General features: G+C 53.1%; 28 protein-coding genes and 1 pseudogene. 19 read left to right on the top strand and 10 right to left on the bottom strand.

The features are described from left to right. Window positions 1-362: 362 nt before the first annotated feature. Window positions 363-1,199, bottom strand: coding sequence for an endonuclease (locus tag KNP77_RS06520; RefSeq protein ID WP_214889350.1), 837 nt, complete (start codon window positions 1,197-1,199; stop codon window positions 363-365). A 139-nt stretch (window positions 1,200-1,338) separates the two neighbouring features. On the opposite strand from KNP77_RS06520, the gene KNP77_RS06515 reads away from it, so the two are divergent. Genes KNP77_RS06515 through KNP77_RS06495 form a run of 5 tightly spaced genes read left to right on the top strand, consistent with a single transcriptional unit; the run spans window position 1,339 to window position 4,435 of the window. Then, the gene (locus KNP77_RS06515) at window positions 1,339-1,566 is read left to right on the top strand and encodes a hypothetical protein (protein ID WP_131469846.1); all 228 of its coding nucleotides are present in this window, start codon (window positions 1,339-1,341) and stop codon (window positions 1,564-1,566) included. Window positions 1,567-1,620: 54 nt separating this feature from the next. Then, window positions 1,621-1,977 (top strand): flagellar protein FlaG, encoded by a 357-nt coding sequence (locus KNP77_RS06510; protein ID WP_131464045.1) that lies wholly within the window; start codon window positions 1,621-1,623, stop codon window positions 1,975-1,977. Between the two features lie 12 nt (window positions 1,978-1,989). Beyond that, window positions 1,990-3,696, top strand: coding sequence for a flagellar filament capping protein FliD (gene fliD / locus KNP77_RS06505; RefSeq protein ID WP_214889349.1), 1,707 nt, complete (start codon window positions 1,990-1,992; stop codon window positions 3,694-3,696). Window positions 3,697-3,710: 14 nt separating this feature from the next. Continuing rightward, window positions 3,711-4,085, top strand: a complete 375-nt coding sequence (gene fliS / locus KNP77_RS06500) for a flagellar export chaperone FliS (protein ID WP_214889347.1) — start codon at window positions 3,711-3,713, stop codon at window positions 4,083-4,085. After that, window positions 4,082-4,435: a flagellar protein FliT gene (locus KNP77_RS06495; RefSeq protein WP_070328660.1), complete on the top strand. Its 354-nt coding sequence runs from the start codon at window positions 4,082-4,084 to the stop codon at window positions 4,433-4,435. The genes fliS and KNP77_RS06495 overlap by 4 nt, the downstream gene beginning before the upstream one ends. 34 nt (window positions 4,436-4,469) lie before the next feature. Here KNP77_RS06495 and KNP77_RS06490 read toward each other — a convergent pair whose 3' ends face one another. Further along, window positions 4,470-4,853: a DUF3021 family protein gene (locus tag KNP77_RS06490; RefSeq protein WP_214889345.1), complete on the bottom strand. Its 384-nt coding sequence runs from the start codon at window positions 4,851-4,853 to the stop codon at window positions 4,470-4,472. Between the two features lie 158 nt (window positions 4,854-5,011). Here KNP77_RS06490 and KNP77_RS06485 point away from each other — a divergent pair, with 158 nt between their 5' ends. The 3 genes from KNP77_RS06485 to KNP77_RS06475 all read left to right on the top strand — a co-directional run bounded on the left by KNP77_RS06485 (window position 5,012) and on the right by KNP77_RS06475 (window position 6,794). After that, window positions 5,012-5,194 (top strand): hypothetical protein, encoded by a 183-nt coding sequence (locus KNP77_RS06485; RefSeq protein ID WP_131464039.1) that lies wholly within the window; start codon window positions 5,012-5,014, stop codon window positions 5,192-5,194. A gap of 152 nt (window positions 5,195-5,346) precedes the next feature. Further along, window positions 5,347-5,988, top strand: a complete 642-nt coding sequence (locus KNP77_RS06480) for a DUF4352 domain-containing protein (protein ID WP_214889343.1) — start codon at window positions 5,347-5,349, stop codon at window positions 5,986-5,988. Between the two features lie 161 nt (window positions 5,989-6,149). Further along, the gene (locus tag KNP77_RS06475; protein ID WP_251138965.1) at window positions 6,150-6,794 is read left to right on the top strand and encodes a DUF4352 domain-containing protein; all 645 of its coding nucleotides are present in this window, start codon (window positions 6,150-6,152) and stop codon (window positions 6,792-6,794) included. 31 nt (window positions 6,795-6,825) lie between these two features. Here the strand turns inward: KNP77_RS06475 and KNP77_RS06470 are convergent, their stop codons facing one another. The 8 genes from KNP77_RS06470 to KNP77_RS06435 all read right to left on the bottom strand — a co-directional run bounded on the left by KNP77_RS06470 (window position 6,826) and on the right by KNP77_RS06435 (window position 12,339). Then, entirely contained in the window at window positions 6,826-7,326 is a 501-nt protein-coding gene (locus KNP77_RS06470) for a DUF1572 family protein (protein WP_214889340.1), read from the bottom strand. A gap of 74 nt (window positions 7,327-7,400) precedes the next feature. Then, window positions 7,401-8,066 carry a DUF2225 domain-containing protein gene (locus KNP77_RS06465; protein ID WP_214889337.1) on the bottom strand — a complete coding sequence of 222 codons (666 nt, stop codon included), beginning with the start codon at window positions 8,064-8,066 and terminating at the stop codon, window positions 7,401-7,403. An 8-nt stretch (window positions 8,067-8,074) separates the two neighbouring features. Next, window positions 8,075-8,518: a YaaR family protein gene (locus KNP77_RS06460; protein ID WP_016508634.1), complete on the bottom strand. Its 444-nt coding sequence runs from the start codon at window positions 8,516-8,518 to the stop codon at window positions 8,075-8,077. 22 nt (window positions 8,519-8,540) lie between these two features. Then, complete coding sequence (locus KNP77_RS06455; RefSeq protein ID WP_214889335.1) at window positions 8,541-9,365, bottom strand: flagellin N-terminal helical domain-containing protein; 825 nt, start codon at window positions 9,363-9,365, stop codon at window positions 8,541-8,543. Then, on the bottom strand, window positions 9,352-9,729 hold the full coding sequence (locus KNP77_RS06450; RefSeq protein WP_214889330.1) for a flagellar export chaperone FliS: 378 nt from the start codon (window positions 9,727-9,729) through the stop codon (window positions 9,352-9,354). The genes KNP77_RS06455 and KNP77_RS06450 overlap by 14 nt, the downstream gene beginning before the upstream one ends. Beyond that, complete coding sequence (locus KNP77_RS06445) at window positions 9,726-10,016, bottom strand: EscU/YscU/HrcU family type III secretion system export apparatus switch protein (RefSeq protein WP_071397988.1); 291 nt, start codon at window positions 10,014-10,016, stop codon at window positions 9,726-9,728. The genes KNP77_RS06450 and KNP77_RS06445 overlap by 4 nt, the downstream gene beginning before the upstream one ends. A 9-nt stretch (window positions 10,017-10,025) precedes the next feature. After that, window positions 10,026-11,741: a hypothetical protein gene (locus KNP77_RS06440; protein ID WP_251138964.1), complete on the bottom strand. Its 1,716-nt coding sequence runs from the start codon at window positions 11,739-11,741 to the stop codon at window positions 10,026-10,028. A 91-nt stretch (window positions 11,742-11,832) separates the two neighbouring features. Continuing rightward, entirely contained in the window at window positions 11,833-12,339 is a 507-nt protein-coding gene (locus KNP77_RS06435; protein ID WP_236633350.1) for a competence protein ComK, read from the bottom strand. Between the two features lie 261 nt (window positions 12,340-12,600). Here KNP77_RS06435 and cspD point away from each other — a divergent pair, with 261 nt between their 5' ends. The 11 genes and pseudogenes from cspD (at window position 12,601) to KNP77_RS06380 (ending at window position 25,390) form a co-directional block, all read left to right on the top strand. Beyond that, window positions 12,601-12,798 (top strand): cold-shock protein CspD, encoded by a 198-nt coding sequence (cspD, locus tag KNP77_RS06430; RefSeq protein WP_035386012.1) that lies wholly within the window; start codon window positions 12,601-12,603, stop codon window positions 12,796-12,798. Between the two features lie 325 nt (window positions 12,799-13,123). Further along, a complete protein-coding gene (gene hpf, locus KNP77_RS06425; RefSeq protein ID WP_016508657.1) occupies window positions 13,124-13,684 on the top strand; it encodes a ribosome hibernation-promoting factor, HPF/YfiA family in 561 nt (186 codons plus the stop codon). A 141-nt stretch (window positions 13,685-13,825) separates the two neighbouring features. Beyond that, a complete protein-coding gene (secA, locus tag KNP77_RS06420) occupies window positions 13,826-16,348 on the top strand; it encodes a preprotein translocase subunit SecA (protein WP_214889324.1) in 2,523 nt (840 codons plus the stop codon). Between the two features lie 54 nt (window positions 16,349-16,402). Then, window positions 16,403-17,503, top strand: coding sequence for a peptide chain release factor 2 (gene prfB / locus KNP77_RS06415; RefSeq protein WP_214889321.1), 1,101 nt, complete (start codon window positions 16,403-16,405; stop codon window positions 17,501-17,503). Window positions 17,504-17,564: 61 nt separating this feature from the next. Continuing rightward, the gene (locus KNP77_RS06410; protein WP_214889318.1) at window positions 17,565-18,422 is read left to right on the top strand and encodes a YitT family protein; all 858 of its coding nucleotides are present in this window, start codon (window positions 17,565-17,567) and stop codon (window positions 18,420-18,422) included. A 107-nt stretch (window positions 18,423-18,529) separates the two neighbouring features. After that, window positions 18,530-18,865, top strand: coding sequence for a cytochrome c551 (cccB, locus tag KNP77_RS06405; RefSeq protein WP_214889315.1), 336 nt, complete (start codon window positions 18,530-18,532; stop codon window positions 18,863-18,865). 104 nt (window positions 18,866-18,969) lie between these two features. After that, a pseudogene (locus tag KNP77_RS06400) lies at window positions 18,970-20,594 on the top strand (BCCT family transporter). Window positions 20,595-20,931: 337 nt separating this feature from the next. Further along, window positions 20,932-21,618, top strand: a complete 687-nt coding sequence (gene ftsE / locus KNP77_RS06395; RefSeq protein ID WP_071397982.1) for a cell division ATP-binding protein FtsE — start codon at window positions 20,932-20,934, stop codon at window positions 21,616-21,618. Then, window positions 21,608-22,510 (top strand): permease-like cell division protein FtsX, encoded by a 903-nt coding sequence (gene ftsX / locus KNP77_RS06390; protein ID WP_131464015.1) that lies wholly within the window; start codon window positions 21,608-21,610, stop codon window positions 22,508-22,510. The genes ftsE and ftsX overlap by 11 nt, the downstream gene beginning before the upstream one ends. A 25-nt stretch (window positions 22,511-22,535) precedes the next feature. Continuing rightward, window positions 22,536-23,888: a murein hydrolase activator EnvC family protein gene (locus tag KNP77_RS06385; RefSeq protein ID WP_214889312.1), complete on the top strand. Its 1,353-nt coding sequence runs from the start codon at window positions 22,536-22,538 to the stop codon at window positions 23,886-23,888. A 98-nt stretch (window positions 23,889-23,986) separates the two neighbouring features. After that, on the top strand, window positions 23,987-25,390 hold the full coding sequence (locus tag KNP77_RS06380; RefSeq protein WP_214889309.1) for a S41 family peptidase: 1,404 nt from the start codon (window positions 23,987-23,989) through the stop codon (window positions 25,388-25,390). The last annotated feature ends 9 nt before the right edge of the window (window positions 25,391-25,399 follow it).

The following is a 25,399-nucleotide window of genomic DNA, read 5'->3' as shown; positions in this document are numbered from 1 at the left end:
CGACAACGTGACTGGAAACGGTGAGCGTGAACGTTTTGAAAAAAGGAAGGGATTGGACAATCAGCAGCCAAGCATCTGTCAGGAAACTGTGATGAAGGTTCAACGACTAGGATGAACGACCTAACGACTTATGGTCCATGGTTATGAGATCCGTACCTCGTAAACGGCGAGGGAAGTGCCCAGCCCCTATTTTACAATAATTTATGTTCTTATATTAGTATTGTAAAAGGGTGAAGATATAGTCTGGACCATATTGAAAGATATGGGTATCTGCAAGCAAACCAACAGCCGCAAGCTGTACTTCAATTGCTCCGTTAATATAGCAATTGACTATTTAAAAGTTATACTAAAAACCGTGGAGCTTATGCTTCACGGTTTTTCACGTCTTGCCATTTATAGACGACCGACCAATAGGTTCGATTTAAGCGTCGGGCAATCTCACGGTCTGTGACTCCTTGATGTTTCCATTCAATCAACGAAGCGATTTCTTCATTTGAATACGGACGGGCTGGGATTGACACCCGAACTGTATAATCGGGATGTGAGGTTTTGTGTTGAGCGATGTCTGAAGCAAGGCGCGTCTCCCAATCCAATTTATAAGCAAAGTCTGGCAACTCAGTCAGATAAGGTTTCAACACATCAAGAATTTGAAATGTATCTGTGACTTTAGTTGTTTTAAGATAATAGCCTGTCCCGCTTGGCGTACCTGACGTCCGGACGTTGATGTTAAATCGTTCAAATAAGAAAACTGCCAATCGCTCTAACTGTTCTTTAGAGAACGCTTGTAAGTACAAGGCGATGTGTGGTGTGAATTGAATTTCTTTTTTGTTATTGTTGAACCGTTTGCTCAATAGTAGGGAACCGTCATCAAGATAGAGCGTAAGCAGAAATGAAGGGTGACGAATGTCTTCGAGCAATTCGAACGGAATCAGTTTTTTATTGTTTGGATAGAATAATGGAAACAGTCTCGTCATGAGTGGAATCGAACGTGACACAAGGTTGTTGCCGCGTAAATACAATAAATCTGGAAGCTTTCGTTGCTTCCACTCTCGGTAGCTTAGTTGTCCCATGCTGAAATGTTCGCGGTAGCTATTATTCACGCGTCGATCATACACGTAGCATTTTGTGATTTCTCCGTCCCCTAAAATACTAGCGACTAATATAGCGACTTGCTCCTCAGAAAGTCCGTCCCAGTCCATCGCTTTTCTCTCCTTTACGAAATAGTAGCTTCAGTTTATTTATTCCCGTTTTGAACAGCGGACCGGTTTCAATAATGGACTAGCTTGAATCAACTTTTTGATTGACAAGTCGATACATACACTGAGAGAAGGTGTACAGATGATTAACGAATTACAGAAGCAACTACATGCAATTCAGATTGAACAAGAACGATTGACGGAAGTTGAGGACGTCTTACGGACGATGCGTTCAATCGCGATTGAGGCGACACAATGTGAGGATAAGAGACGACTACAATTGAATGAGCAATTTCAGGAACTACAAGCACACCTGGTCTATTTAGAACGTGAAAAGCAGGAGCCATTTCAGCAAAATACTGCAAACTGATGGTGAATGAACCGATATAGTCCATGAGAACAATTATAAGAGGAGCAGAAGCTTATGAACCCGACCATCTCTGAAGTCCGGCTTCACCTACCATCTTCTGTACTGCCGTACGAACAAACGAAAAACGTGTTCGTCGAAGCGAACCATGCTCGTCTCGCCGACGAAGGCATCGTTATTTTACCGACCCCCCAACACGTCACCAAGTTAGAGGCGGCCGTCGAGAAGGCGAATCAAGTTTTAGAACAACAACGTACTGGCTTAAAGTTTATGAAACATGAAAAATTGAACGATTATTATATTCAAATCGTGGATACGAACAACGAAGTCATCCGCGAGATTCCAAGCAAGAAGTCACTCGACTTCTTCGCGGCGTTCATGGAGTTTAATCATTTATTCGATGAACGTGTCTAAAGGAGGCTAACTATGACATCACCAATCCGATTTGGCGGACTCGCCAGTGGAATTGATACAGATACAATTATTAAACAATTGATGCAAGTCGAACGGGCACCGGTCGACAAGCTCGAACAAAAAAAACAGACGACTGAGTGGAAACGCGACGCATACCGTGAGATTAACCGCTCGCTTATGACACTTCGTAACAGTGCGGTTGACTTAACGTTCAGCAGAAACTTCTATGCGAAGACATCTAGCTCATCTGATGAGTCACGCGTATCGGTCGTAGCAGGACCATCGAGCGGGAATAGTGCTATTCGCATTGACTCGGTGACACAACTTGCGACGTCAGCAACGACAATTTTAGACGCGACGGATCGGAATGGCGCAAAATTGACAAGTGCAACAAAACTTTCAGATATGAATGGGTTTGTTTCTGGTCAAAAACGTGTCATTCAAGAGACAGCTGGAACTGAACTGACGCTACCGAAAGATTTGGATTTTGCGACAATGACATTTAAAGATTCTGCAGGAGCTCCATTAAATAAAGCTGATTTTACTTATGATGCGACAACTGGAAAATTAACGGCTACGAATATGACAATGTATCCAGGTGGGGTTATTCCTAAAGGAGTTGCTGCTGAGTATACCTCAGGAACAGGTTTCGAGATTCAATATAAATCGACCGAGACAGGCACTTACAAGAAAATTGAGCTGAGTGCGGATGCAACTTTACAAGAATTGATGAGTAAGTTGAATGAGAAAGATACAGGATTATCGGCATTCTTTGAATCGTCGACTGGTAAAATCTCGCTTTCTACAAAAGAAACTGGTGCAAATGCGACAATTGACTTCGATTCGAGCTTTAAAACAGCATTCTCGGTAGGCTCGACAAATCCGATTGGTCAAAATGCTCAGTTCAAAGTGAACGGAATCGATGTGGAACGAGCTTCAAACACTGTCACTATCGACAATATGACACTCACGCTGAAATCAAGATTTCCGACACCAGATAATCCGACTGCTGGACCAGTTACTCTCTCCGCTGCAACTGACACACAAAAAATATTCGACAATATTAAAGGTTTCGTCGATAAATATAACGAGACAATTGATTTAATGAATAAAAAGGTTAAAGAGGATAAATTCCGTGATTTTGCACCGCTCACGAAAGCGCAGCGTGATGAACTGTCGGAAGACGAAATCAAGAAATGGGAAGAGAAAGCAATGAGTGGAATGCTACGCGGTGATACAATTGTCCGCGGTGCGATGGATACAATGCGTAGTAAGTGGTCTAGTACGTCGTCTTCATCGAATGACGATACGATGAAGCAGTTGTTCCAAATCGGTCTTGCCACTGGGTCCGACTTCACGAACGGTGGAAAGATTGAGTTGAACGAAGAGAAGCTCAAAGCTGCCATCGAAAAAGATCCTGAGCAAGTGTATCAATTGTTCACGAACGAAACGAACGGACTACTTCCACAAATTCGTGACGCCGCTGTGAGTTCACGAGCGACCATCACTCGTATCGCTGGAGCTGATGGTGCTGGAGCTCCGACATATGCTATGGGCCGGGAAATGGCTCAAATCGACACACGTATTGAACGATTGAACGACTTACTAATCAGTAAAGAGAATGCCTACTACCGTCGCTTCACAGCGATGGAGACAGCAATGAACCAAGCAAACTCGCAAGCGGCATCACTGCAACAGTTTCTAGGCGGAGGCGCTTAAGAGGAGGAATTTAAATGGTAGCCAACCCATACGCAGTATATCAAAACAACGCGGTCACGACCGCGAACCCACAGGAACTCACGCTCATGCTGTATGACGGGGCGCTCAAGTTCACGCGTCTCGCCAAGCTCGCGCTCGAGCAAGGAAATCCTGACTTGAAGAACACGAACATCCAAAAGACGCAAGCCATCTTCCAAGAGCTACGTCTGACGCTCAATAAAGACATCGCCATCTCGGCGAACTTGGACTCACTCTACGAGTACTTGTGGCGCCGTCTCGTCGATGCGAACGTTAAGAACGACACGACCATCCTCGATGAGGTGCTCGACTTCACGACCGAACTCCGCGATACGTGGAAGGAAGCGATGAAACTCGCAAAACAAGGATGAGACCGATTGATGAGATCATTCTCAAAACGCAACGGCTGAAAGACTTGCTGGCGCAAGTGCCAGAAGAGCCGACGTATGACACGTGGATGGACCAGATCCATGAACTGCTCGACGACCGCGAACAGCTGCTGTCGGCGCACGGCCCCGACTTAGAAGCGGCCGATCAGACGGTCATCCGTCAGCTCGTCGACGACAGTCAAAAGATTGCCCGCTTGATCGAAGCCGAGCATCAACGGCTCGGGATGACGCTCGGGACGACGCGGCAAGAACGGAAGACAGTCAAATCGTACGTCGACCCGTACGAAGACGTCGACTCGAACTTCTCTGGACTATTTGACCAACAGACATAAACGAGCTTGGGGCATCCCCAAGCTCGTTTTGTGTTTAGTCTATTTTGGCTGGCTTTCGGTACCTTAGCAATTTTGAGATGAAGAACGTGGCGGCAAATAAGATAAGCCCTATCAAATTAAACTGTATGTAGACGTGAAATAAATCTTGAAGTGAGTTCGACGGATAGAAGCCGCTCAACAAGACAGTCGGTAATACGGTCACATGCATCGCACCATAATGGGCGAGAATCTGTTTCGAGAAGCGCCAATCTTGGATTTGGTAGATGACACTCGTCAGTCCGAGGAAAAAGGCGATGACCCCATAAAATAGAAAACTGCGAGCCGCACTGTCGTCACCGTTCAAGTTCTGCCATAGGACAAGGGTGAGAAAGCCTGCAAGCAGTACACTGCCTCGACTCAATACTATTTTGAATAACATACGTCCAGCCCCTTCGTTTTATTGTTTCTCTTTATACAGAAAAAGTCGCATAAACGTTTCAACGAATGACGAGGATGCAAACACGTCTGTTTTGTTGTAATATCGGGTAAATACCACTATACCCGTTGCTTCTGTTCTGGAAAGAGGAGGGAAACGAGATGAGTGAGAAAAAGGTAAAACCTAACGTGAAAGATCGTCGTTACTTCGTCTACGGTCCAGAAGGGGCGTACGATGAATACGTGGAACGGGACCCGAAACTTGAGGCGTACGTCGAGGACGACGCACCAATCGAAGATAACCCCGACCCTTATGAAGAAGAAGACTTAAAAGCTCGCGGATAAATGTCAAGACCGAACAAGGCTCAATTGTGAGCCTTGTTTTTTATTTTCTAGGGGTATAGACCTATCACTTTTTATTGACAAGGTCAGGTGGATGAATCCGTTATGCTCGTTGTATCAACCACCACTCGTCAACTTAAAAGGAGAGATTTTGAATGAACATGAAACGATACGGATTCCTATTTGCCTTACCACTCGCGCTACTCGTTGGCTGCGGGGAGGCGGACGAATTGAAAACGACAGCAACCGATACGGAAGAAGTCGCGGTAGCGGAAGAAGCAACAGACACCGCTCCACAAGAAGAAGTGGAAACGAAAGAGGAGACGGAAGTCCAAGACAGCGAGCTCGGGACGAACACGATCTACATGAAGAACAAAGCGCTCGACATTCAAGAGACGATCGCTTCACTGACGTTTACCATCGATAAAGTGCAGACGTCACGGCTCCAAGTCGCAGAAGCGTATCGTGATTCGTTCGACGGCCAAGAAGAAGTGACGGTCGTCGCCGTCAACGCCATCGTTGAAAACACGGTCGACGATACAGTCAGTTTCCATCCGAACCAAGCGACGCTCGTCACGAACACAGGGGAGCAAGTGACGGCCGACATGTGGTTCTCGGATGACGTCGGTGGCGAGTTCCTCGGCAAAGTGAAAAAAGAAGGAAACATCCTCTTCTTCGTCAAGGCGCTGCCGGAAGAGTTGACCGAATTGAAACTTGTCGTCGATGGACCGTTCGACGTCGATTATAATTCAATCGGAGAAGATCGTTACGAGTATACGATCAACGTTGAGAAATGATGAATGGTCGCACTAGAAGACTGGTGCGACCTTTTTATGTAGCAGTGCTGTGAGAGAATATTTTTCAATTTATTCAGTCGCCTCTTCGAATGACATTCATAATAATGGGGAATAAGTTTTATATAAGTTGGAAAAGTTTAGATGTAAAGGAGAGGATTGGGTTGAAATCGTATGGATTTATTTTTGCCATTCTCCTTATGTTTCTAGTCGGATGCGGGGACGGCGAGACTTTGCCAACTCCTGCCGAACCAACCACTCAAAACGAAAATGCTCCTTCGACAGACAGCGAAGAAGAAGTGACGCCCGACTCTGAAGTGGTTCACGAAGAAGAATTTGAAGTGCAGGAAGATGAGATTGGACGAAGTCAAATTTATATGAAAAATCGAGAACTTGGAATAGAAGAAACGATAGGTCCGATTATTTTTCAAATCGACAAAGTTCAAACAGTTCGACTTGAAGTCGCCTCTGATTATCGGTTTTTATTTGATGAGCAAGAAGAAGTGACTATCGTTTCGTTCAATGTCATTGTTGAAAATACGAGCGACGAGACCGTCAGTTTTCATCCGAACCAAGCTAGACTTGTCACGAACACAGGAGAACAAGTCGACGCGGACATCATTATTTCGGAAGACGTGGGTGGAGAGTTTCTAGGAAAAGTAAAAAAGGAAGGTGGAGTACTGTTCCATGTTGAATCAATGCCTGAAGAATTGACAGAGGTCCGTTTCGTTGTTGAAGGACCTTACGACGACAGCTTCAGCACTATCGCCGAAGACCGATATGAATACACAATCGATGTCACCAAATAAGAAAAAGCGCATCATGGCGATGCGCTTTTTCTTATTTACGTTGATGCGGGAGCGGAATCGTCAACACGTTCCAGTTCTCTCCGGCGAAAACCTTTGCCAAGTAGACGATTTGACCGACGTGATAGCTGTAGTGCGACACTTGCTTCTCAATCGCCCAGATGACGCTCTTCTCTTCACCGCGAATGAAGACGGCCTTGCCAAGGTCTTCAGGAGTCAGGCTCGCCAAGACGTCGTCGAGCAGCTGCCAACGCTCGTCCCACGTCGCCATGAGCTCGGTGCGGGACAACTGTTGGTCCTCGAACTCGGCGTCACGGTTCCGGTCCGGTTTCTCCCCGTCCGTCGTCAAGAAGTCGGTCCAACGTGATAACATATTGTTCGAGATATGTTGCACGATGACGGCGAGCGAGAGCGTGTCCGGTGCGAGCACGCGATGCAAATCGTCGTCGCTCACTTGATTGAGCGCGCTTTCTGCGAGCTGTTTCTGTTCTTGGAAGATGCTGCGTACTTCTGTCACGTATCGTTGTTCAAACATGTCATTTCCCCCTTGTGTAGTGTCTTTCTCCCATACCCGAAATCAAGAAAAGACGAACAGGATGTCCTGTCCGTCTAGGCGTGCTCGGTCCGAAACTCTTCCCAATGATCACGGGCCTGCGTCCGGATCCGTTCTGAGACTTCCTTACTGCCGAGCAAAATCCCGTACCAACGTCGGGCGTCCTCATACAATCCGAGGGCGGCCGACAAGTCGGCGATCCGCAACATGAGCTGATCGTACGGCAGGCCGGTCCGAATCTGGTCGGTATACACTTCCTGCACCTCGTTGTACTTGTCGAGCGTCCGCTGCATCCATTCCTTCTCGGCCGTCTCGTTCTCGATCAAGCGATTCACCCAGACGAGCCGCATCCCGAGCATGGCGACGACGGACGGCTTCTGTCCGCTCAGCTGCGCCGTCATGACGGCGAACTTGTACAGTTGGATGACGTGCTCGGGCGTGCGGTCGCCTTGGAGCGTCTCCGGGTTGATCCGTGACAAATAGTTCGTCTCGAGCGCCTCACGGTTGTTTTTGCGGACTTTATCGAACGAGTCGTGGAAGACGAGGTGGCAATGGCTGCAGACGGCTGGCTCATACAAGTACGGGTTCTCACCGTCGTATGTCGTGTAGCCGTCCTTCGCGACTTCTTGCGGCCGGATATGGCGCGATAAGATGCGCGGTGTCACACTTTCTTTCAAGCAGTACGGGCATTTCACTTTCTTCGAAAACAAATGTTCAGCCATACGTCACCTCATACGTAGACGTTGACGAGAAGTCCGCGGATCTCACCGACTTGGTCGAGGAGCGACAGACGTGACGCTTCTCCTGAGATGACCTGGTCCGTCAGTGCGAGCAGTTTCTGGTCGACCTGCTCGACGATCTTATAGATCTTGGCTCGGCCCCGGCGGTTGAACCCGCGTTTGTCTTCGAGGCTGAGCGCCGCGTCAACGGCGTCTTTCATAAAGTCTTTGATCAATCGTTTATATTCGGTGAGCGACTCGACCGTCTGGCTCTCGGCGAGAAGCTCACCTTGATCATGGATGGCCGCGATCTGGCGCTGGAAGCGCTCGTATTCGCGGTCCTCGCGTTTTTGTCCGATCACGTTCTGGAACGAGACGCCTGGTTCCGCGTCAGGCCGCTTGGCTTTGCCCGCTCCGTGAAGCGACTGGGTCTCCATAATTCGACGAATGTCCATCAGGCCTCGTCCTTTCTGTAAGTTAGTTCAATAATTGTAACACGCCTTGCGGCAACGCGTTCGACTGGGCGATCATCGCCATGCCGGACTGGTTCAAGATGTTGAGGCGGGCGAAGTCCATCATCTCGCGGGCCATGTCGGCGTCGCGGATGCGTGACTCAGACGCGGTCAAGTTCTCTGAACCGATCGTGACGACACCGACGTTCGCTTCTAACCGGTTTTGAATGGCACCGAGCTTCGAGCGTTCGAGCGAGACGTCGTTGATCGCCTTATCAAACTTGGCGATGGCGTCGTTTGCACCAGTTTGCGTCGTGACGTCGAGCCCGTCGATGCCGAGCGCTTCCGCGCGCATGTCGGCGACGTTCAAGAGCACGCCTTCACCGCTGCCGGCCCCGAGTTGGAAGAAGAGTGTCTCGTTCCCGGCGACATAGTCACCGTTCATGATCTTCTTCGAGTTGAACTCGGTCGTCTCGGCGATCCGGCTCACTTCTTCTGTGAGCGCGTTGATCTCTTCTTGGATCGCTTTCGTATCGTCCGGGCTCAACGTCCCGTTCGCCGCTTGGACCGACAGTTCGCGCATGCGCTGCAGGAGCGAGTGCGTCTCGTTCATGCCGCCTTCGAGCGTCTGCGTGAGCGAGATGCCGTCGAGCGTGTTGCGCTCGGCCATCGACAACGAGTCGAGGCGCATCCGCATCTTCTCGGAGATGGCGAGGCCGGCCGCGTCGTCCGACGCCTTGTTGATGCGGACGCCGCTCGAGAGGCGGTCCATCGTCTTCTTCATCGTCGTCTGGTTGAGTGACAGTGACGTATAGGCTTTCAACGCTTGAATGTTATTAGTAATTTTCATAACGGTTTCCTCCTACGTGTGCGGGTTGGAGCTGAGCGTTCAAAACCGCCTCGTCCCACGTCGTCTCTAAATCGGTCGCGAGCGCATGGAGCTCTTTGATCTTATCCATATCTTGTTCGATCAGCGCCTCGAGGCTGCCTTTCGCCATGTACAAGTACAATTCCTCGAGCTGGGCCGAGATGATGCCGCCGCTGTCATGAAGTCCTTGGTACAGTTTGGCGAGCAGTTCGCGCGCTTGGCGCAGATGACGGTTGCGCTCGGCAATCGTCGCGGTCAGCGCGGTCTCGTAATGGTAGGTGAGCGCGTGGAGCATCGCTTGCGTCAGCTCCTCCGGGCTCATTTCATATAATCGGTTCGAATTCATGATTGTTCTCCTTTGATCGAGTCAAGTTCTTCTATTAAAAGCAACACTTCGGCCATGACGTCATATAGTTCCGGTGGGATGGCATCGCCGAGGTCAAGGTCGAGCAGGTGGCCGAGGAGCGAATGGTCGTGCTCGATGGCCACACCGCGCGAGCGTGCCTCTTCCAAAATCTTGTCGGCGACGGCACCTGTGCCGCGCGCGACGATGATCGGGGCCCGGTCGGTCGTCTCGTCATAACGGACGACGGCGGCCGTCTTACGTTTCGTCAAATCCATGCGTTGATACATAAGGGCCTCCTAGATTCTAAAGTCATAGCCGGTCGTCTGCGTGCGCTCTGGTTCGACTTCGACTTTCTCGGCTTTCGTCAGCGGGCGGAACTGGGTCGTCACGCTCCGGTAGCCGATCGCTTCGAGCGTCGTCTCGATCTTTCCGAGCAGCGGTCGCGCGATCCGTTCGACCGTCGGGTCATCATGTTCGAGCGTGAGCCGGAGGTTGCGGTCGAGTGCTTCGACTTTCACGCCGATCTCGCCTAAGCGAGGTGTCTCGAGCCGGATGTAGAGGACACTGTTCTCCCAATCGACGACGTCGCCGGCTTCCCGGTTTTGGATGTGGACGTGGATGCCGGTGTCGATCTCCTGGACCTTCGCCGGCAGGGCGAGCAGGAGCTGATGGAGCTGCCCGCCGTCGAGCCGGTTGATCGTCTGTTGGACTTGGAAGAACGAGGCGAGGCGTGCCGCTTCCGGTGACGCCGCTTCGGAACGAACCGACAAGGCCGATGCCTGAACGGCTTGTGACGTTTGCGCTTGCGCCTGTTGTGAAGCGGTCTGGACGCGCTGCGCCGTCTCTTGGACGTGGCGGCCTGACAGGTTGGCGTCAAGGCGGAGCGGTGTCACGTGGACCTCACCGGCACGAGTGGCGCCATGCGGGATGTATTCGACGCGGACCTGATTCGGCACGTAACGGAACTCGTTCAACGCCGTGCGCACGTCTTTAATGAGGGCGGCACTCTCGGCAGGCTTCGTCGACAACAGTGACAAGGCGACGTCGAGCTTCGCCGTCATCGCGACGAGCGCTTTCTCTTGCCGAGCGTCGGTATGTAACAGGGCGTCCGTCTTTTGGATGAGTTGCGTCAGACGCGTCCCGACCGTCTCTAAGGCAGGGCGGGCCAAATGCGGCTTCGATTCGACGAGCGCCGCGACTTGTCCGAGCTGTTTCGTCACGGTCGCCTGTTCTGAGCGGAACGTGTTCGTCACGGCAGCGAGATGCGTCGTCACTTCCTTGACCATGACTTGACGTCCATTGACGGGTGGCAAGGCTTCCTTCGGTTCGGGACGGGCGGGTGGTGCGGCCGGGAGTTCTTTGATCAGCCGGTCGACCGTCTCCGGTGTCGGTGTGACGCGTTCTGTGGCCGGTCGCGACAAGTTCACGAGTTCGACGTAACGCTCTTTTTGCGGGTACGGCGCGTCCGGTGGCGGCACCTTCAGTTGACGTTTCGCTTCATCTAGTGAAGCGACCGCGATGTCTTTGGCGACGTCGGGTTTGACGACGGGCGCTTCCATCGTGCGCAAGAATAAGACGGCGTCGCGCATGTCGCCTTTGAAGACGGTCTCGAGCAAGCGGACCGTGTCCTCGTTCATAGGCAGGCGTCCCGATTGGATCAAGCGGCTGACGGCGCTCCGCACTTCAGGCGGGAGCGATGCGAGCAACGCTTGGATTTTCGTATCGACTTTCGTGTCGGGTTTTGTCCCTGGCGCCGGTGCGTCCGCCGTCTCCGTTTCCGGTTTGACGACGACGGTCCCGAGCAACACCCCGTCCTCTTCGACGAGCGTTAGTTGGAACGGGTTCGTCTTCGGCAGCCCGTCTTTGAACGTGACCTCGACTTGTTCGCCGCCGACCTTGACGATGGCCGTGTCAGGACCGGTCTGCTTGACGATTTCAGCTTTATAGACGCGGTTCATCTGGACACCCGCTTTCGCGGCTACGGTTGTAGCGAGTTGCGCTTGGATTTGCATTGTTGTCACCTCGACCAATATATCGACCTCTTTTTCAAAAAGTGAAGCAAAATCCCCATAAAAAACCTCCCGTCAAACGACGGAAGGCAGGTCAAGATTCGAGCGCAGGGCTCATGTTCAGTTGTTGGAACCGGGCGACCAATTCGCCGGTCGCTTTGATCTGGTTTTTTAAGACGTACGCGGTCGCGTTCGTCTGGATGCGGTGACCGTCTTTCGTGACGATCACGCCGTTCGGGGCACCCTCGACAGTCACGATGTCCCGAATGTGGGACCAGGCGTACCATTCGCAATCTTCACGTTTCGGCGATTTCGTCGGGAAGAAGACGAGTCCCGTCGTCGGTTCGATGACGACCGGCACTTTGCCTTTGACCCCGGCGACGCGTTTGGCGACGAAGATCCGTTCCTCGATCGAGCTGTTGTACTGGCGGCAAGAGAGCTGCAGCAACTGGTACGGCCGGAGCGGGGTCGAAATCTCGCTGCCGTCCTCGAGAATGATCCGCGATTGCTTCATCATGTCAAAGCAAGGCAAGATCGCCACGGTTCGCTTCGTGATGCGATATTTTTCCTCGGAATAGTAGGGGCGCATACGCTGCACCATCCTCCTCGTATTAGATTTTCAGGATCGGCCGATATTCAAAAAAAGCACAAACCTAAATCATCCCTTCCATGATATATCACAAAAAATGTAAATTCAATAAGCCAATATGAAAAGTAGGGAAATATAATTCCAATGTAAGCCAAAAGACGATTCATTTACAAAAAAGCAGAAAATGTTTGTATCGTGACCGATAAGGTGGTAATATAGCAATTAGAGGGAAAGCCTCTGTATTCTTCAATGGTGAAAGGAATGGATTTGCACATGGTAGGTAAAGTAAAATGGTTTAACTCAGAAAAAGGTTTTGGTTTCATCGAGGTAGAAGGCGGCAAAGACGTTTTCGTACACTTCTCAGCAATCCAAACTGACGGCTACAAAGCTCTTGACGAAGGTCAAGAAGTTGAGTTTGAAATCGTAGATGGCGAACGCGGCCCACAAGCGGCTAACGTTGTAAAATTATAATTTCAAACCGTGAACCGGCTTCCTCGTGAAGTCGGTTTTTTGTTTTGTTTACATAGTATTTTTCTCTTAAGAAAACGAGTTTAAAAACGGCGATAACGGGTAACTTCTTTTTATACAACCGATTCGATTGCAGGCGTGAGCATCGGAACAAAATTGTCATTATTTTCTGATGATAACGTTTTCAAATAAACTGAATACGGGGTATACTATATATGAGCCACCCGCTTCCGCTTTCTTTTTAAGATCTTTTTAAGCGATGAGGCAGGAGATTCGGTCCAAAATGACGAATCATTGGTTCAAGCGGTTATTTTAAGGAGGAGTTAAGATGATTTATAACATTCGCGGCGAAAACATTGAAGTCACACCAGCCATCAAAGACTATGTCGAGAAAAAGCTGGAGAAGTTGACTCGGTATTTCACAACTCCTACGGATGCACAGACGGCTTACGTCAACTTGAAAGTGTACAACGAAAAGCAAAAAGTAGAAGTGACGATCCCGATGACGAACTTATTGCTTCGCGCTGAGGAAACCAACCTCGATATGTACGCGGCAATCGACCTCGTCGTCGACAAATTGGAACGTCAAATCCGTAAACACAAAACAAAGCTCAACCGTAAAGGACGCGCCAAAGAAGGCGGGATCGGCGAGTATTTCAAATCACTCGAAGGTTCTGAAGACATTCCTGCTTACGACGAGGACGAGGCAGAACTCGAACTCGTGCGGACGAAGCGGTTCACGCTCAAGCCGATGGACACGGAAGAAGCGATCCTTCAAATGGACATGCTCGGTCACAGTTTCTTCGTCTTCTCAGACGCGGAGACCGGGAACACGAACGTCGTCTATCGTCGGAAAGACGGTAAATACGGCTTGATCGAACCTGAATAATCTAACTTTGAATTCACACGGCCCTCCGACTTGGAGGGCCGTTTCGTTTTGCCTTTCCTTGAAAGCGTGGGTCACTTCGGTTAAACTGTACATTAGGGAAAAAACATGCATTTTTGACTGAGTGCAGAGGAGATAAAACGTATGGCGAACTTTTTGAAAGATTTATTTGCTCCACAGAAACGAGTATTGAAAAAAGCAGAAAAAGCGGCCGACTTAGTCGAGTCATTCGCTGAGCCGGTCAAGGCGTTGTCTGACGAAGCACTTCAGGCGAAGTCTGTCGAATTCCGTGAGCGTCTGGATAAAGGGGAAACGCTTGACGATATCCTTCCGGAAGCGTTCGCGGTCTGTCGCGAGGCGTCAGAACGCGTGCTCGGCATGCGTCACTACCGCGTCCAGCTCATCGGGGGCTACGTGCTCCATAACGGCGACATCGCCGAGATGAAGACCGGTGAAGGGAAGACGCTCGTCGCGACGCTCCCGGTTTACTTGAACGCCCTGACTGGCCGTGGCGTACACGTCGTGACGGTCAACGAATATTTGGCGAAACGTGACAAAGAACTCATGGAACCGCTCTACTTCGCGCTCGGCCTCTCGGTCGGACTGAACGTCTCGAACATGGACCGCGTCGAGAAGCAGGCGGCGTACAACTGTGACATCACGTACTCGACAAACAATGAACTCGGGTTCGATTATTTGCGTGACAACATGGTCCTTTATAAGGAAGACCGTGTTCAGCGTGAGCTCTACTACACGATCGTCGATGAAGTCGACTCGATCCTCGTCGATGAGGCGCGGACCCCGCTCATCATCTCAGGGTCGGCCCAAAAATCAACTGAATTGTACACACGTGCCGACGCGTTCGTCCGGACGCTCAAGCTCGAAGACGACTACACGGTCGATGTGAAGACGAAGTCGGTGTTACTCACGGACAAAGGGGTCGACCTCGCCGAGAAGTTCTTTGGCATCGACAACTTGTTCGCGATCGAGCACGTCTCGGTCAACCACCACGTCGGGCTCGCATTGCGTGCGAACGCCGTCATGCATCATGACGTCGACTATATGATCCGCGACGGCCAAGTCATGATCATCGACCAGTTCACAGGTCGGGTCATGGACGGACGCCGCTACTCGGAAGGTCTGCACCAGGCGATCGAGGCGAAAGAAGGCGTCGAGATTCAACGGGAATCGATGACGCTCGCGACGATCACGTACCAAAACTACTTCCGGATGTATGAGAAGCTGGCCGGGATGACCGGTACGGCGAAGACGGAGGAAGAAGAGTTCCGTAACATCTACAACATGCAAGTCGTCACGATCCCGACGAACAAACCGATCGTCCGTGAAGACGGTTCCGACCTCATCTTCAAGTCGATGGAAGGCAAGTTCAAAGCCGTCGTCGAAGAGATCGCTTCGGCGCACGCGACCGGACAACCGGTCCTCGTCGGTACGGTCGCGGTCGAGACGTCTGAGTATTTGAGCAAGCTGCTCACGAAGAAGAAAATCAAGCACGAAGTCTTGAACGCGAAAAACCACGCCCGTGAAGCCGAAATCGTCGAGAACGCCGGACAAAAAGGTTCGGTCACGATCGCGACGAACATGGCCGGACGCGGAACCGACATCAAGCTCGGCGAAGGTGTCATCGGGCTCGGCGGTCTTTACATCGTCGGTACCGAGCGCCACGAGTCGCGCCGGATCGACAACCAGCTCCGCGGTCGGGCCGGGCGTCAAGGCGACCCGGGTAAATCGCAGTTCTACTTGTCACTCGAAGATGAGCTCATGCGCCGCTTCGGGACCGACAGCCTCCAGAGCATGATGGAGCGCCTCGGCATGGACGACACGCAACCGATCGAGAGCCGCATGGTCTCGAAAGCGGTCGAGTCGGCCCAAAAACGTGTCGAAGGCAATAACTATGATGCCCGTAAACAGTTGCTCGGTTACGACAACGTCATGGCCGACCAACGGAAAGTCATGTATAAAGACCGGGCCAGCATCCTCGAGAACGAATCGGTCACCGATATCGTCCGCTCGATGATCCGTGAGACGGTCGAGATGGGCGTCGCGCAATACACGCCGCTCGAACTCGTGCCGGAAGAATGGAACATCGACGAGCTGGCGCACTGGGCCAACCAGACGCTCGCCCTCGAGAACGCGGTCGCCGGGAAAGACTTCTACGGCAAAGAACGTGAGGAGATCACGGAACTGTTGCTTGAACGGACGAACGCCCAGTACGAGGCGAAACGTCAACTCGCACCACCGGACCGGTTCAACGAGTTCGAGAAGATCATCGTGCTCCGTGCCGTCGATTCACACTGGATGGCGCACATCGACCATATGGACCAGCTTCGTCAAGGCATCCACTTGCGTGCTTACGGACAGAACGACCCGCTCCGTGAGTATCAGGCGGAAGGCGTCAGCATGTTTGACGCGATGAACGCGGCCATCTCGGAAGAAGTGACCGGCTTCGTGCTCCGTGCCGAAGTCGGCGACAACCTCCGACGCGAGAAAGTCGTCGAGGAGGAAGTGGCGGTGTCTGGCAAGGACGACGCGCCGGTGAAGAAAAAACCGGTCCGCCGTTCAGAAGACCAACGCCTCGGGCGCAACGACCCGTGCTGGTGTGGTTCAGGCAAGAAGTTTAAAAACTGTCACGGCAAACAACAAGCTTAATTTTTAAAGAGGCGAGCCTGCTCGCCTCTTTCCTACGGAAAGGTGAATCTCACTATGGAAATTTCAGATATTCGGAACGAACTCGAGGCGATGGCAAAACGCCTCGAAAATTACAGACAATCGCTTAACTTATCAGAGAAACAGGCGCGCATCGCCGAGCTCGAAAACGAGATGACGTACCCGGACTTCTGGGACAGCCAAGAGAAGGCACAAAAAGTCATCGACGAGTCGAACGCGCTCAAAGCGATGGTCGACAAGTATCAAGAGCTCGCGGACGGTCACGAGGACGGCGAAGTCACGCTCGAACTCATCAAGGAAGAACCTGACGTCGAGATGCAAGGTGATCTCTCAGAGATGGTCATGGCGCTCAAGGCCGACTTCGACGCATTCGAACTCGAGATCCTCTTGAACGGACCGTATGACACGAACAACGCCATCCTCGAGCTGCATCCGGGTGCGGGCGGTACCGAGTCGCAAGACTGGGCCTCGATGCTCCTCCGCATGTATCAGCGTTTCGCGGACAAACAAGGTTGGAAAGTCGAGACGGTCGACTATCTCGCGGGCGAGGAGGCCGGCGTCAAGTCGGTCACGCTCCGCATCGTCGGGCATAACGCCTACGGCTACTTGAAAGCGGAGAAAGGGATCCACCGCTTGGTCCGGATCTCGCCGTTCGACTCGTCGGGCCGCCGTCATACGTCGTTCGTCTCGTGCGACGTCATGCCGGAATTCAATGACGATATCGAGATCGACGTGAAGACCGAAGACCTCCGCATCGACACGTACCGCGCGTCGGGCGCCGGCGGTCAGCACATCAACACGACCGACTCGGCCGTCCGGATCACGCACGTGCCGACGGGTGTCGTCGTCGCATGTCAGGCCGAGCGTTCACAGATCAAGAACCGTGAAGCGGCGATGAAGATGCTCAAGGCGAAACTGTACCAGCGCGAACTCGATGAGCAGCAACGCAAGCTCGACGAGATCCGCGGTGAGAAGACAGACATCGGCTGGGGCAGCCAGATCCGTTCATACGTCTTCCACCCGTATGCGATGGTCAAAGACCACCGCACGAGTTACGAAGTCGGGAACACGAGCGGCGTCATGGATGGAGACATCATGGGCTTCATCGACGCTTACCTCCGTAAGACAAATATGTGATGCATGTGGCTCAAAGACGTCCGTCTTTGGGCCACGTTGTATGTAGAGGAGAATTTCTTTAATGAAGCAAATCGTCAAAGACTATATTTACTTATTGACCGGTTCCGTGTTCGTCGCCTCGGCGTTCAGTCTGTTCCTGTTCCCGAACAACATCGCCTCGGGCGGCGTCAGTGGGATCTCGATCATCACGTACGAGCTGTTCGGCATCTCGCCGGGGGCGTTCCAGCTCGTCTCGAACGTGTTGCTCCTCCTCGTCGGCTGGATGATCCTCGGGCTCGGCTTCGGCGTCAAATCGCTCGTCGGCTCGATCTTCTTACCAGGTGTGATCTTGTTTTATGAAGCGATCGGTGCGGGCGCGGCGGTCGAGGATACGTTGCTCGCGGCTGTGTTCGGCGGCGTCGGTGTCGGGATCGGCCTCGGGCTCATCTTCCGCGGCCGGGCCTCGACCGGTGGGATGGACTTACTCGCCCAGATCCTACATAAGTTCACCCACATCCCGCTCTATCTCTGTATCGCCATCCTCGACGGTACCGTCGTGATCGTCGCAGCCGTCACGTTCTCGTTCACGACGGGACTGTACGCGCTGATCGCCTTGTACATCACGATCAAGATGATCGACTTCGTGCAGCTCGGCTTCACGCAAGACAAGATGGCGTATGTCATCTCGGACAAGCGTGACGTCATCACGCGCGCCGTCTTCGACGAGCTCGACCGGGGCGCGACCGAGATCCAGGCGATCGGCGCCTATTCGCGTCTCGACCGCCCGATGTTGCTCGTCGTCGTCCGTCAGAACGAGGTGAGTCGGTTGAAAGACCTGATCCGCCGCATCGACCCCGACGCGTTCCTCATCTTCAGCGAGGCGCACGAGGTGATGGGCCAAGGTTTCACCTCGGACAAACGGTATAGCAACGTCCCGTGAGATGTGGAATCTTTGTGTACTTTTCGTGAGATTAGGTTAAAGGGCTTGTCAAAACGGTTATAATGGATAATGTAGGCAATTTCTACAACTTAGGAGGGGAACCCTATATGAAGAAGTGGATGATGGCCATCGGCCTCGGCGCCATGCTCACGCTCGGTGCGTGCGGCGGCGGCGATGAAGAAGAAACGACAAGCAATGGAGATACGGGCTCGAACACGGCTTCAGTCGACGCGGAAGCGGTATACGCACAGAACTGTGCGGCCTGCCACGGCGCGAACTTGGAAGGCATGAGCGGTCCGGCATTGACGGACGTCGGTGCACGCCTCTCGGCTGAAGACATCGAGAACATTATTCGAAACGGACAAGGCGCGATGCCAGCGAACGTGATTGAGAAGGACGAAGAAATCACAGCGGTCGCAGCTTGGCTCGCCGAGAAGAAGTGATCATCAGGACCACGGGATAACCGTGGTTTTTTTGCATTCCGCGTTTTGGATTGATCGAATTTTGGTAAGGAACGATAAAGACATTGAAACGGAGTGGATATGATGTGAAGACAAAACTGATTGATTGGCCGACGTTCATCGGTGCGTTCGTCCTGTTGCTGACGGTGACGTTGCCGCTCGTCTTTTTCCCGGAGACGGGGAAGGCATGGGTCGGCGCCGCCAACACGTTCATGACGACGAACTTTGGCATGTTGTATTTAGCGATGGGGCTCGGCGCGTTCGGATTTTTGATCTTCGTCGCTTTCAGTGAAAATGGGCACGTCAAGTTAGGCGCTGAAGATGAGGAACCCGAGTTCAGCACGTTCTCTTGGGCGGCGATGTTGTTCGCCGCCGGGATCGGCTCAAGTATTTTGTATTGGTCGGTCATCGAATGGGTGTACTACTATCAAGGACCGCCGTTCGATGTCACACCGGAGTCGACCGAGGCGATCCAATGGGCGACCGCCTACGGCATGTTCCACTGGGGGCCGATCGCTTGGGCGATCTATACGCTACCGGCGTTGCCGATCGCTTACTTCTATTATGTACGCCGCAAATCGGTGTTGAAAGTGAGCGAGGCGGTCCGGCCCGGCCCGTCATCGGCAAATGGGCGGACGGACCGGTCGGTAAAGTCATCGACATCTTGTTCATCTTCGGTCTTCTCGGCGGGGCCGGCACGACGCTCGCACTCGGGACACCGATGATCGCCGAAGGGGTGAACGAGATCACCGGCATCCCGGTCACGCTCGGCATGCAGGCGGTCATCATGCTCATCTGTACCGTCATCTTCGCCATCAGCTCGTACGTCGGCTTGAAACGGGGCATCAAAGTGCTGAGTGATTTGAACATTTGGCTCGCCATCATTATCCTGACGTTCGTCTTCGCCTTCGGTCCGACCCGGTTCATCTTGGAGACGACGTTCAACGGGGTCGGCACGATGCTCGACAACTTCTTCTTGATGGCGACGTGGATGGAGCCGTTCGGCAACCTCGGTGGCTTCGAAGAGACGGGCTTCCCGGAATCGTGGACGGTGTTCTACTGGGCGTGGTGGCTCGTTTACGCACCGTTCGTCGGCCTGTTCGTCGCCCGGATCTCGCGGGGGCGCACGATCCGCGGGATGGTCATCGGGACGATGGTGTACGGGACGTTCGGCTGTATCCTGTTCTTTGGGATACTCGGCAATTACGGGCTCTACCTCCACTTGACCGGTGCGTTCGACGTCATCTCGTATATGGACATGTACGGACCGCCGGCAACGATCATCGCCATTATCGGCCAGCTGCCGTTCGGTAAAGTCGTCGTCGCCGTGTTCACGCTCCTCGCGATCATCTTCCTCGCGACGACGTTCGACTCGTCTTCCTACATCTTGGCATCGGTCACGCAAAAGCATGTCGAAGAAGAGCCGCTCGTCTGGAACCGCCTGTTTTGGGCGTTCGCTCTCTGTATCATGCCGCTGACGCTCATGTTCCTCGGTGGGCTTGACACGTTGCAGACGGCGAGCATCGTCGGCGGATTCCCGCTCATCTTCATCATGGTGCTCCTCGCCTGGTCGTTCATGCGCGTCTCAAGCAAAGACATCCGGGCGTCGGAAGAGTATGAGTCACCGACGATCCACATCAAATACCGGAAACGGAAACGTTCACCGTTCGACGCGTTGAAAAAGCGTCCGACCGATAAACGGAACGATTGAACATAGGCACTCGCCCCGGCGAGTGCCTATTTGAATGTGAGTTTCACCAAATGTGACCGCGACGTGAAACGGACGTTCAGTTCAACAATTTCACACCGAACTCAATCGAACTGAAACAATCCTGTAATGGTTATTTAAAATTCTGGTTGTTATAATTGTAGGCGCTCCTACTACTGAACCGGATAAACCTTGGCCCGCTCAGAAACTTGGACGGTGCCTTGACAGAATCACTAGTTATCGTGTAGAACTGAGGCTAGGCGAAAATATTCACTTACTAAACAATCACACACTCGTCATAGATGCATGAAAAATTTATAAAAAGGGTAGGGAATACGTTATGATCTCGATGCAAAAAGTTAGTAAAGTATATCCAAACGGTGTCGTCGCAGTCGACGACCTCGATTTGAAGATCGAAGACGGCGAATTTTTATACGTCGTCGGACCATCCGGCGCCGGGAAATCGACGTTCATGAAAATGATTTATCGGGAGGAGAAGCCGTCGAACGGTCAACTGTTGATCGACGGGATCGACGTCGGGAAATTAAAAAACCGCCACGTCCCGAAACTACGCCGCCAGCTCGGCGTCATCTTCCAAGATTATAAGCTGCTCCCTTCATTAACAGTGTATGAGAACGTCGCGTTCGCACTTGAAGTCGTTCAGGCCGACACGAATACGATGCGTAAGCAAGTCATGGACGTCTTGAACCTCGTCGGATTGAAACATAAGGCACGTAACTATCCGGACGAACTGTCAGGTGGCGAACAGCAACGTGTCTCGATCGCCCGCGCCATCGTCAACAAGCCGAAGCTCATCATCGCCGACGAGCCGACCGGTAACTTAGACCCGGATACGGCATGGGGCATCATGGAAGTATTCCAAGAGATCCATCGCCGCGGGGCGACGATCGTCATGGCGACACATAACCGTGACATCGTCGATAAGATCCGTCATCGCGTCATCGCGATCGAAAACGGCAAAGTCGTCCGCGATGAAGAGAAAGGAGCATATGGCTATGATATTTAAAAGTGGGCTACGCCATTTACGCGAAGGGTTCAAAGGGACGCTTCGCAACGGTTGGATGTCGTTTGCGGCCATCAGTGCCGTCACCATCACCTTGTTACTCGTCGGCGTCTTCGCCCTCGTCATGTTCAACGTCAACGAGATCTCAGAAAACGTCGAGAACGACGTCGAGATCCAAGTGTTCGTCACACGGACGGCGGAGGAAGCGAACGTCGAGAAACTAGGCGAGAACTTAGAACAAATCCCGGGCGTCGCCTCGGTGACGTTCAGCTCGAAAGAGGATGAACTCGAAAACTTCCGCAACCAGCTCGGGGAAGACGCCAACGCGTACGGTACGGTCGAGAAAGACAACCCGCTCCATGACCGCTATATCGTCAAAGCGGCAGACCCGCTCAACACGGAGACGGTCGCGGACGCGGTCCAGTCACTTGAAAACGTCGATAAGGTCACGTACGGTCAGGACTATATCGATAAGATGTTCGCCTTCTTCAACGGGATCCGCATCGGTGGACTCGTGTTGATCGTCGGACTCACGCTCATGGCGATGTTCCTCATCTCGAACACGATCAAGATGACGATCTTCTCACGCCGTCGCGAAATCGAGATCATGCGTCTCGTCGGAGCGAAAAACAGCTTTATCCGCTGGCCGTTCTTCATCGAGGGGCTTCTGCTCGGTGTGCTCGGCGCGCTCATCCCGATCGCGGTCATTTATTTCGGGTATGACGTCGCATATGGTGCTTTACAACCATCGCTAGATCAACTGAATAGTGATATATTTAAATTGATCGATCCATCGGTACTCACGACGCAAGTCTCGCTCGTCTTGCTTGCGCTCGGTGCGTTCATCGGGATCTGGGGATCGACGACATCGCTCGGTCGATTCTTAAAAGTTTAATTTAAATATGGGGAGGAATTGGCGGATGAAACGTTCGCTTGCGCTTGGATTAAGTTTGACGCTGCTCGCCGCGCCGGTCATGGCGACGGAGAAAGAGACGTTGAAAGAACGACAAGATCGTCTATCCAATCAATTGGAGCAGTCTAAAAAAGCGCAAGTCGAGACGGACGCCGAGCTCGAAGTCACCGAGGCACAGCGCGACGCGGTCTCAACCGAGATCCGCGCCGTCAATGAACGTCTCGAGGGCTTAAGTGAACAGATCGCCGTCCAGCAAGTCGAAGCGGACGCGGCGCGCTCAGAGCTCGAGGCGACCCGCCAACAACTCGCTGCCCAAGGGCAGTATCTTGAAGGCCAGAAGGCGCTCCTTAGTGAGCGTCTTCGTGTGCTTCAAATCCATGAGGACCGGTCTTATCTCCAAGTCGTATTCGAATCCCGCTCGTTCGGGGATTTCGTGACGCGGCTCATGACCGCACAGACGATCGCGGAGCAAGACCGGGACCTCATACATAGCTATATGCATGAAGTCGAGCGCCTCGAGACACTCGAGGCGACGCAACGGACACAGCTGTCGTTCGTCAAACAAAAAGAGCGCGAGCTCGTCGTCACGAAACAAGCGCTCGATCAAGCGGCCACAGAGAAACATGCGCTCCTCTCGGAACTGAACGAGCAGGTCGAACTGCTCGAGCTCGAACAGATGACCCGTGACGAAGAACAGGCGCTCATGAACGAACAGCGCCGCATCATCGCCAGTCAGCTCGACGCGATCGCGACGGCTGAACGGGAACAAGCGGAAGCCGAGGCCCGCGCGAAACAAGAGGCCGAGGCAAAAGCCGCCGCAGAAGCGCGAGCACGGGCCGAAGCAGCGGCACGAGCCGAAGCCACCGAACGAGCCGAAGCGAATCAAGAAACCGTGACACCACAGGCACCGCCAGCAGCGGAACCGAAAACCGTCACGGCTCCGGTCAGTACGTTCTTGCGCCCGGTGTCGGGTTACGTGTCGAGCCGGTTCGGACCGCGTGAGAACCCGCTCACCGGGGCACCGGAATCACACCGCGGCATCGATATCGTCAACGCGACCGGCACACCGATCGTCTCGGCCGCCCCAGGCATCGTTATCAAGGCGGCTGAAGCGACCGGTTACGGCAACGTCGTCTTCGTCTCGCACGTCGTGAGCGGGCAAGTCTGGACGACCGTTTACGGTCATTTAGATTCGATCACGGTAGCGGCCGGCCAGTCGATCGGGGCGGGCCAGACGGTCGGTACGCTCGGCAACACGGGCTGGTCGACGGGACCGCATCTCCACTTCGAGCTCCACCGTGGGGAATGGGCACCCGGGCAACCAAATGCGGTCGACCCGGGCCCTTATATCGGCTACTGACAGACGGACGCGTCCCAAATATGTGGAACGCGTCCGTTTTTCTGAAGTTTTTGCTATACTGGATGAAAGACCGACAAAAAGAAATGAGGGACTTACCCGTGAAAAACACAACCGCAGGACTACTCGCCGGCGCGACGTTCGTGGCAGGGGCCGGTGCAGGCCTGGCGACGATGGCGTTCACCGATACGAGGTTACCGATCCAACCGAAAGCAGAAGGTTGGGACAAGGTCGAACAAGTCCGCAGCTTGATCGAGACGCACTCGCTAAAGGACATCTCGGAAGAAGATTTGTTGACCGGCGCCCTTGACGGCATGACGGCAGCGCTCGATGACCCGTACTCTGACTTCCTCGACGCGGAAGAAACGTCACAGTTCACCGACTCGATCGAGTCGAGCTTTGAAGGAATCGGCGCGACTTTGGAGAAGAAAGGAGAAGACATCTTGATCGTCGCTCCGATCAAAGGCGCACCAGCTGAAGCGGCAGGTCTTCGCCCAGGGGATATCATCACAGCGGTCGACGGTGAGTCGATCGAAGGGATGGCTGTCGAAGAGGCGGTCCAGCTCATCCGTGGCGAAAAGGGAACTGTTGTCACGCTGACGATCCGTCGCGGCGGACAAGAGGCCGATTATGAGATCACAAGGGATACGATCCCGATCGAGACGGTCTACTCGGAAGTGAAAGAGCAGAACGGCAAAAAGATCGGCTATCTCGAAGTGACCCAGTTCTCAGAGCCGACGGCCGATGAGTTTTTAGAGCAGCTCGAGACGCTCGAGAGCCAAAATATCGATAGCTTGATCATCGACGTCCGGGGCAACCCGGGTGGTCTCTTGCCGGCCGTCATCGCGATGACCGAAGGGTTCGTCCCGACGGATAAGCCGGTCGTTCAAATCGAGAACGCCGACGGGGAACGCGAGGCCCAAAACGGACGCGCCCGTGAGGCGAAGCCGTACAAGCTGTTCGTCTTGACGAACGAAGGCTCGGCCTCTGCGTCCGAGATTTTGGCCGGTGCGCTCAAGGAAGGCGCCGGTGCGACGATTGTCGGCAATGCGACGTTCGGGAAAGGCGTCGTCCAGACGGCGTTCGACTTGGAAGACGGTAGCAACTTGAAGCTGACGACGAGCAAGTGGCTCACACCGGATGGCAATTGGGTCAACGAGACGGGTATCGAGCCTGACGTTGAGGTCGATCAACCGGATTACTTCGGGGTCAACCGCATCCTCGCGGAAGAGGATGCGCTCAAAGTCGGGGACTACGGCGAGACGGTGTCGAACCTGCATACGGTGTTGACCGGGATCGGTTATGAGCCGGGCGGTCAGGCGGGTTACTTCGGTGACACGATGGCACAGGCGGTCTCGGACTTCCAAGCTGACAACAACTTGGCGGAGGACGGGGTCGTCAATGAAGCGACGGCGTCCGCGCTCGAGTCACGGTTGCTTGAAGTCATCCAAGACGAGGCGAACGATGCCCAGTTGAACCGGGCACTTGAAGAAGCCGCAAAATAAGGATTAGGG

It is taken from the genome of Exiguobacterium sp. s142, assembly GCF_018618455.1.
GTDB lineage: Bacteria > Bacillota > Bacilli > Exiguobacteriales > Exiguobacteriaceae > Exiguobacterium > Exiguobacterium aurantiacum_A.
Note: the sequence above shows the minus strand (reverse complement) of the source record. Positions and strands in the feature narration are given on the sequence as shown.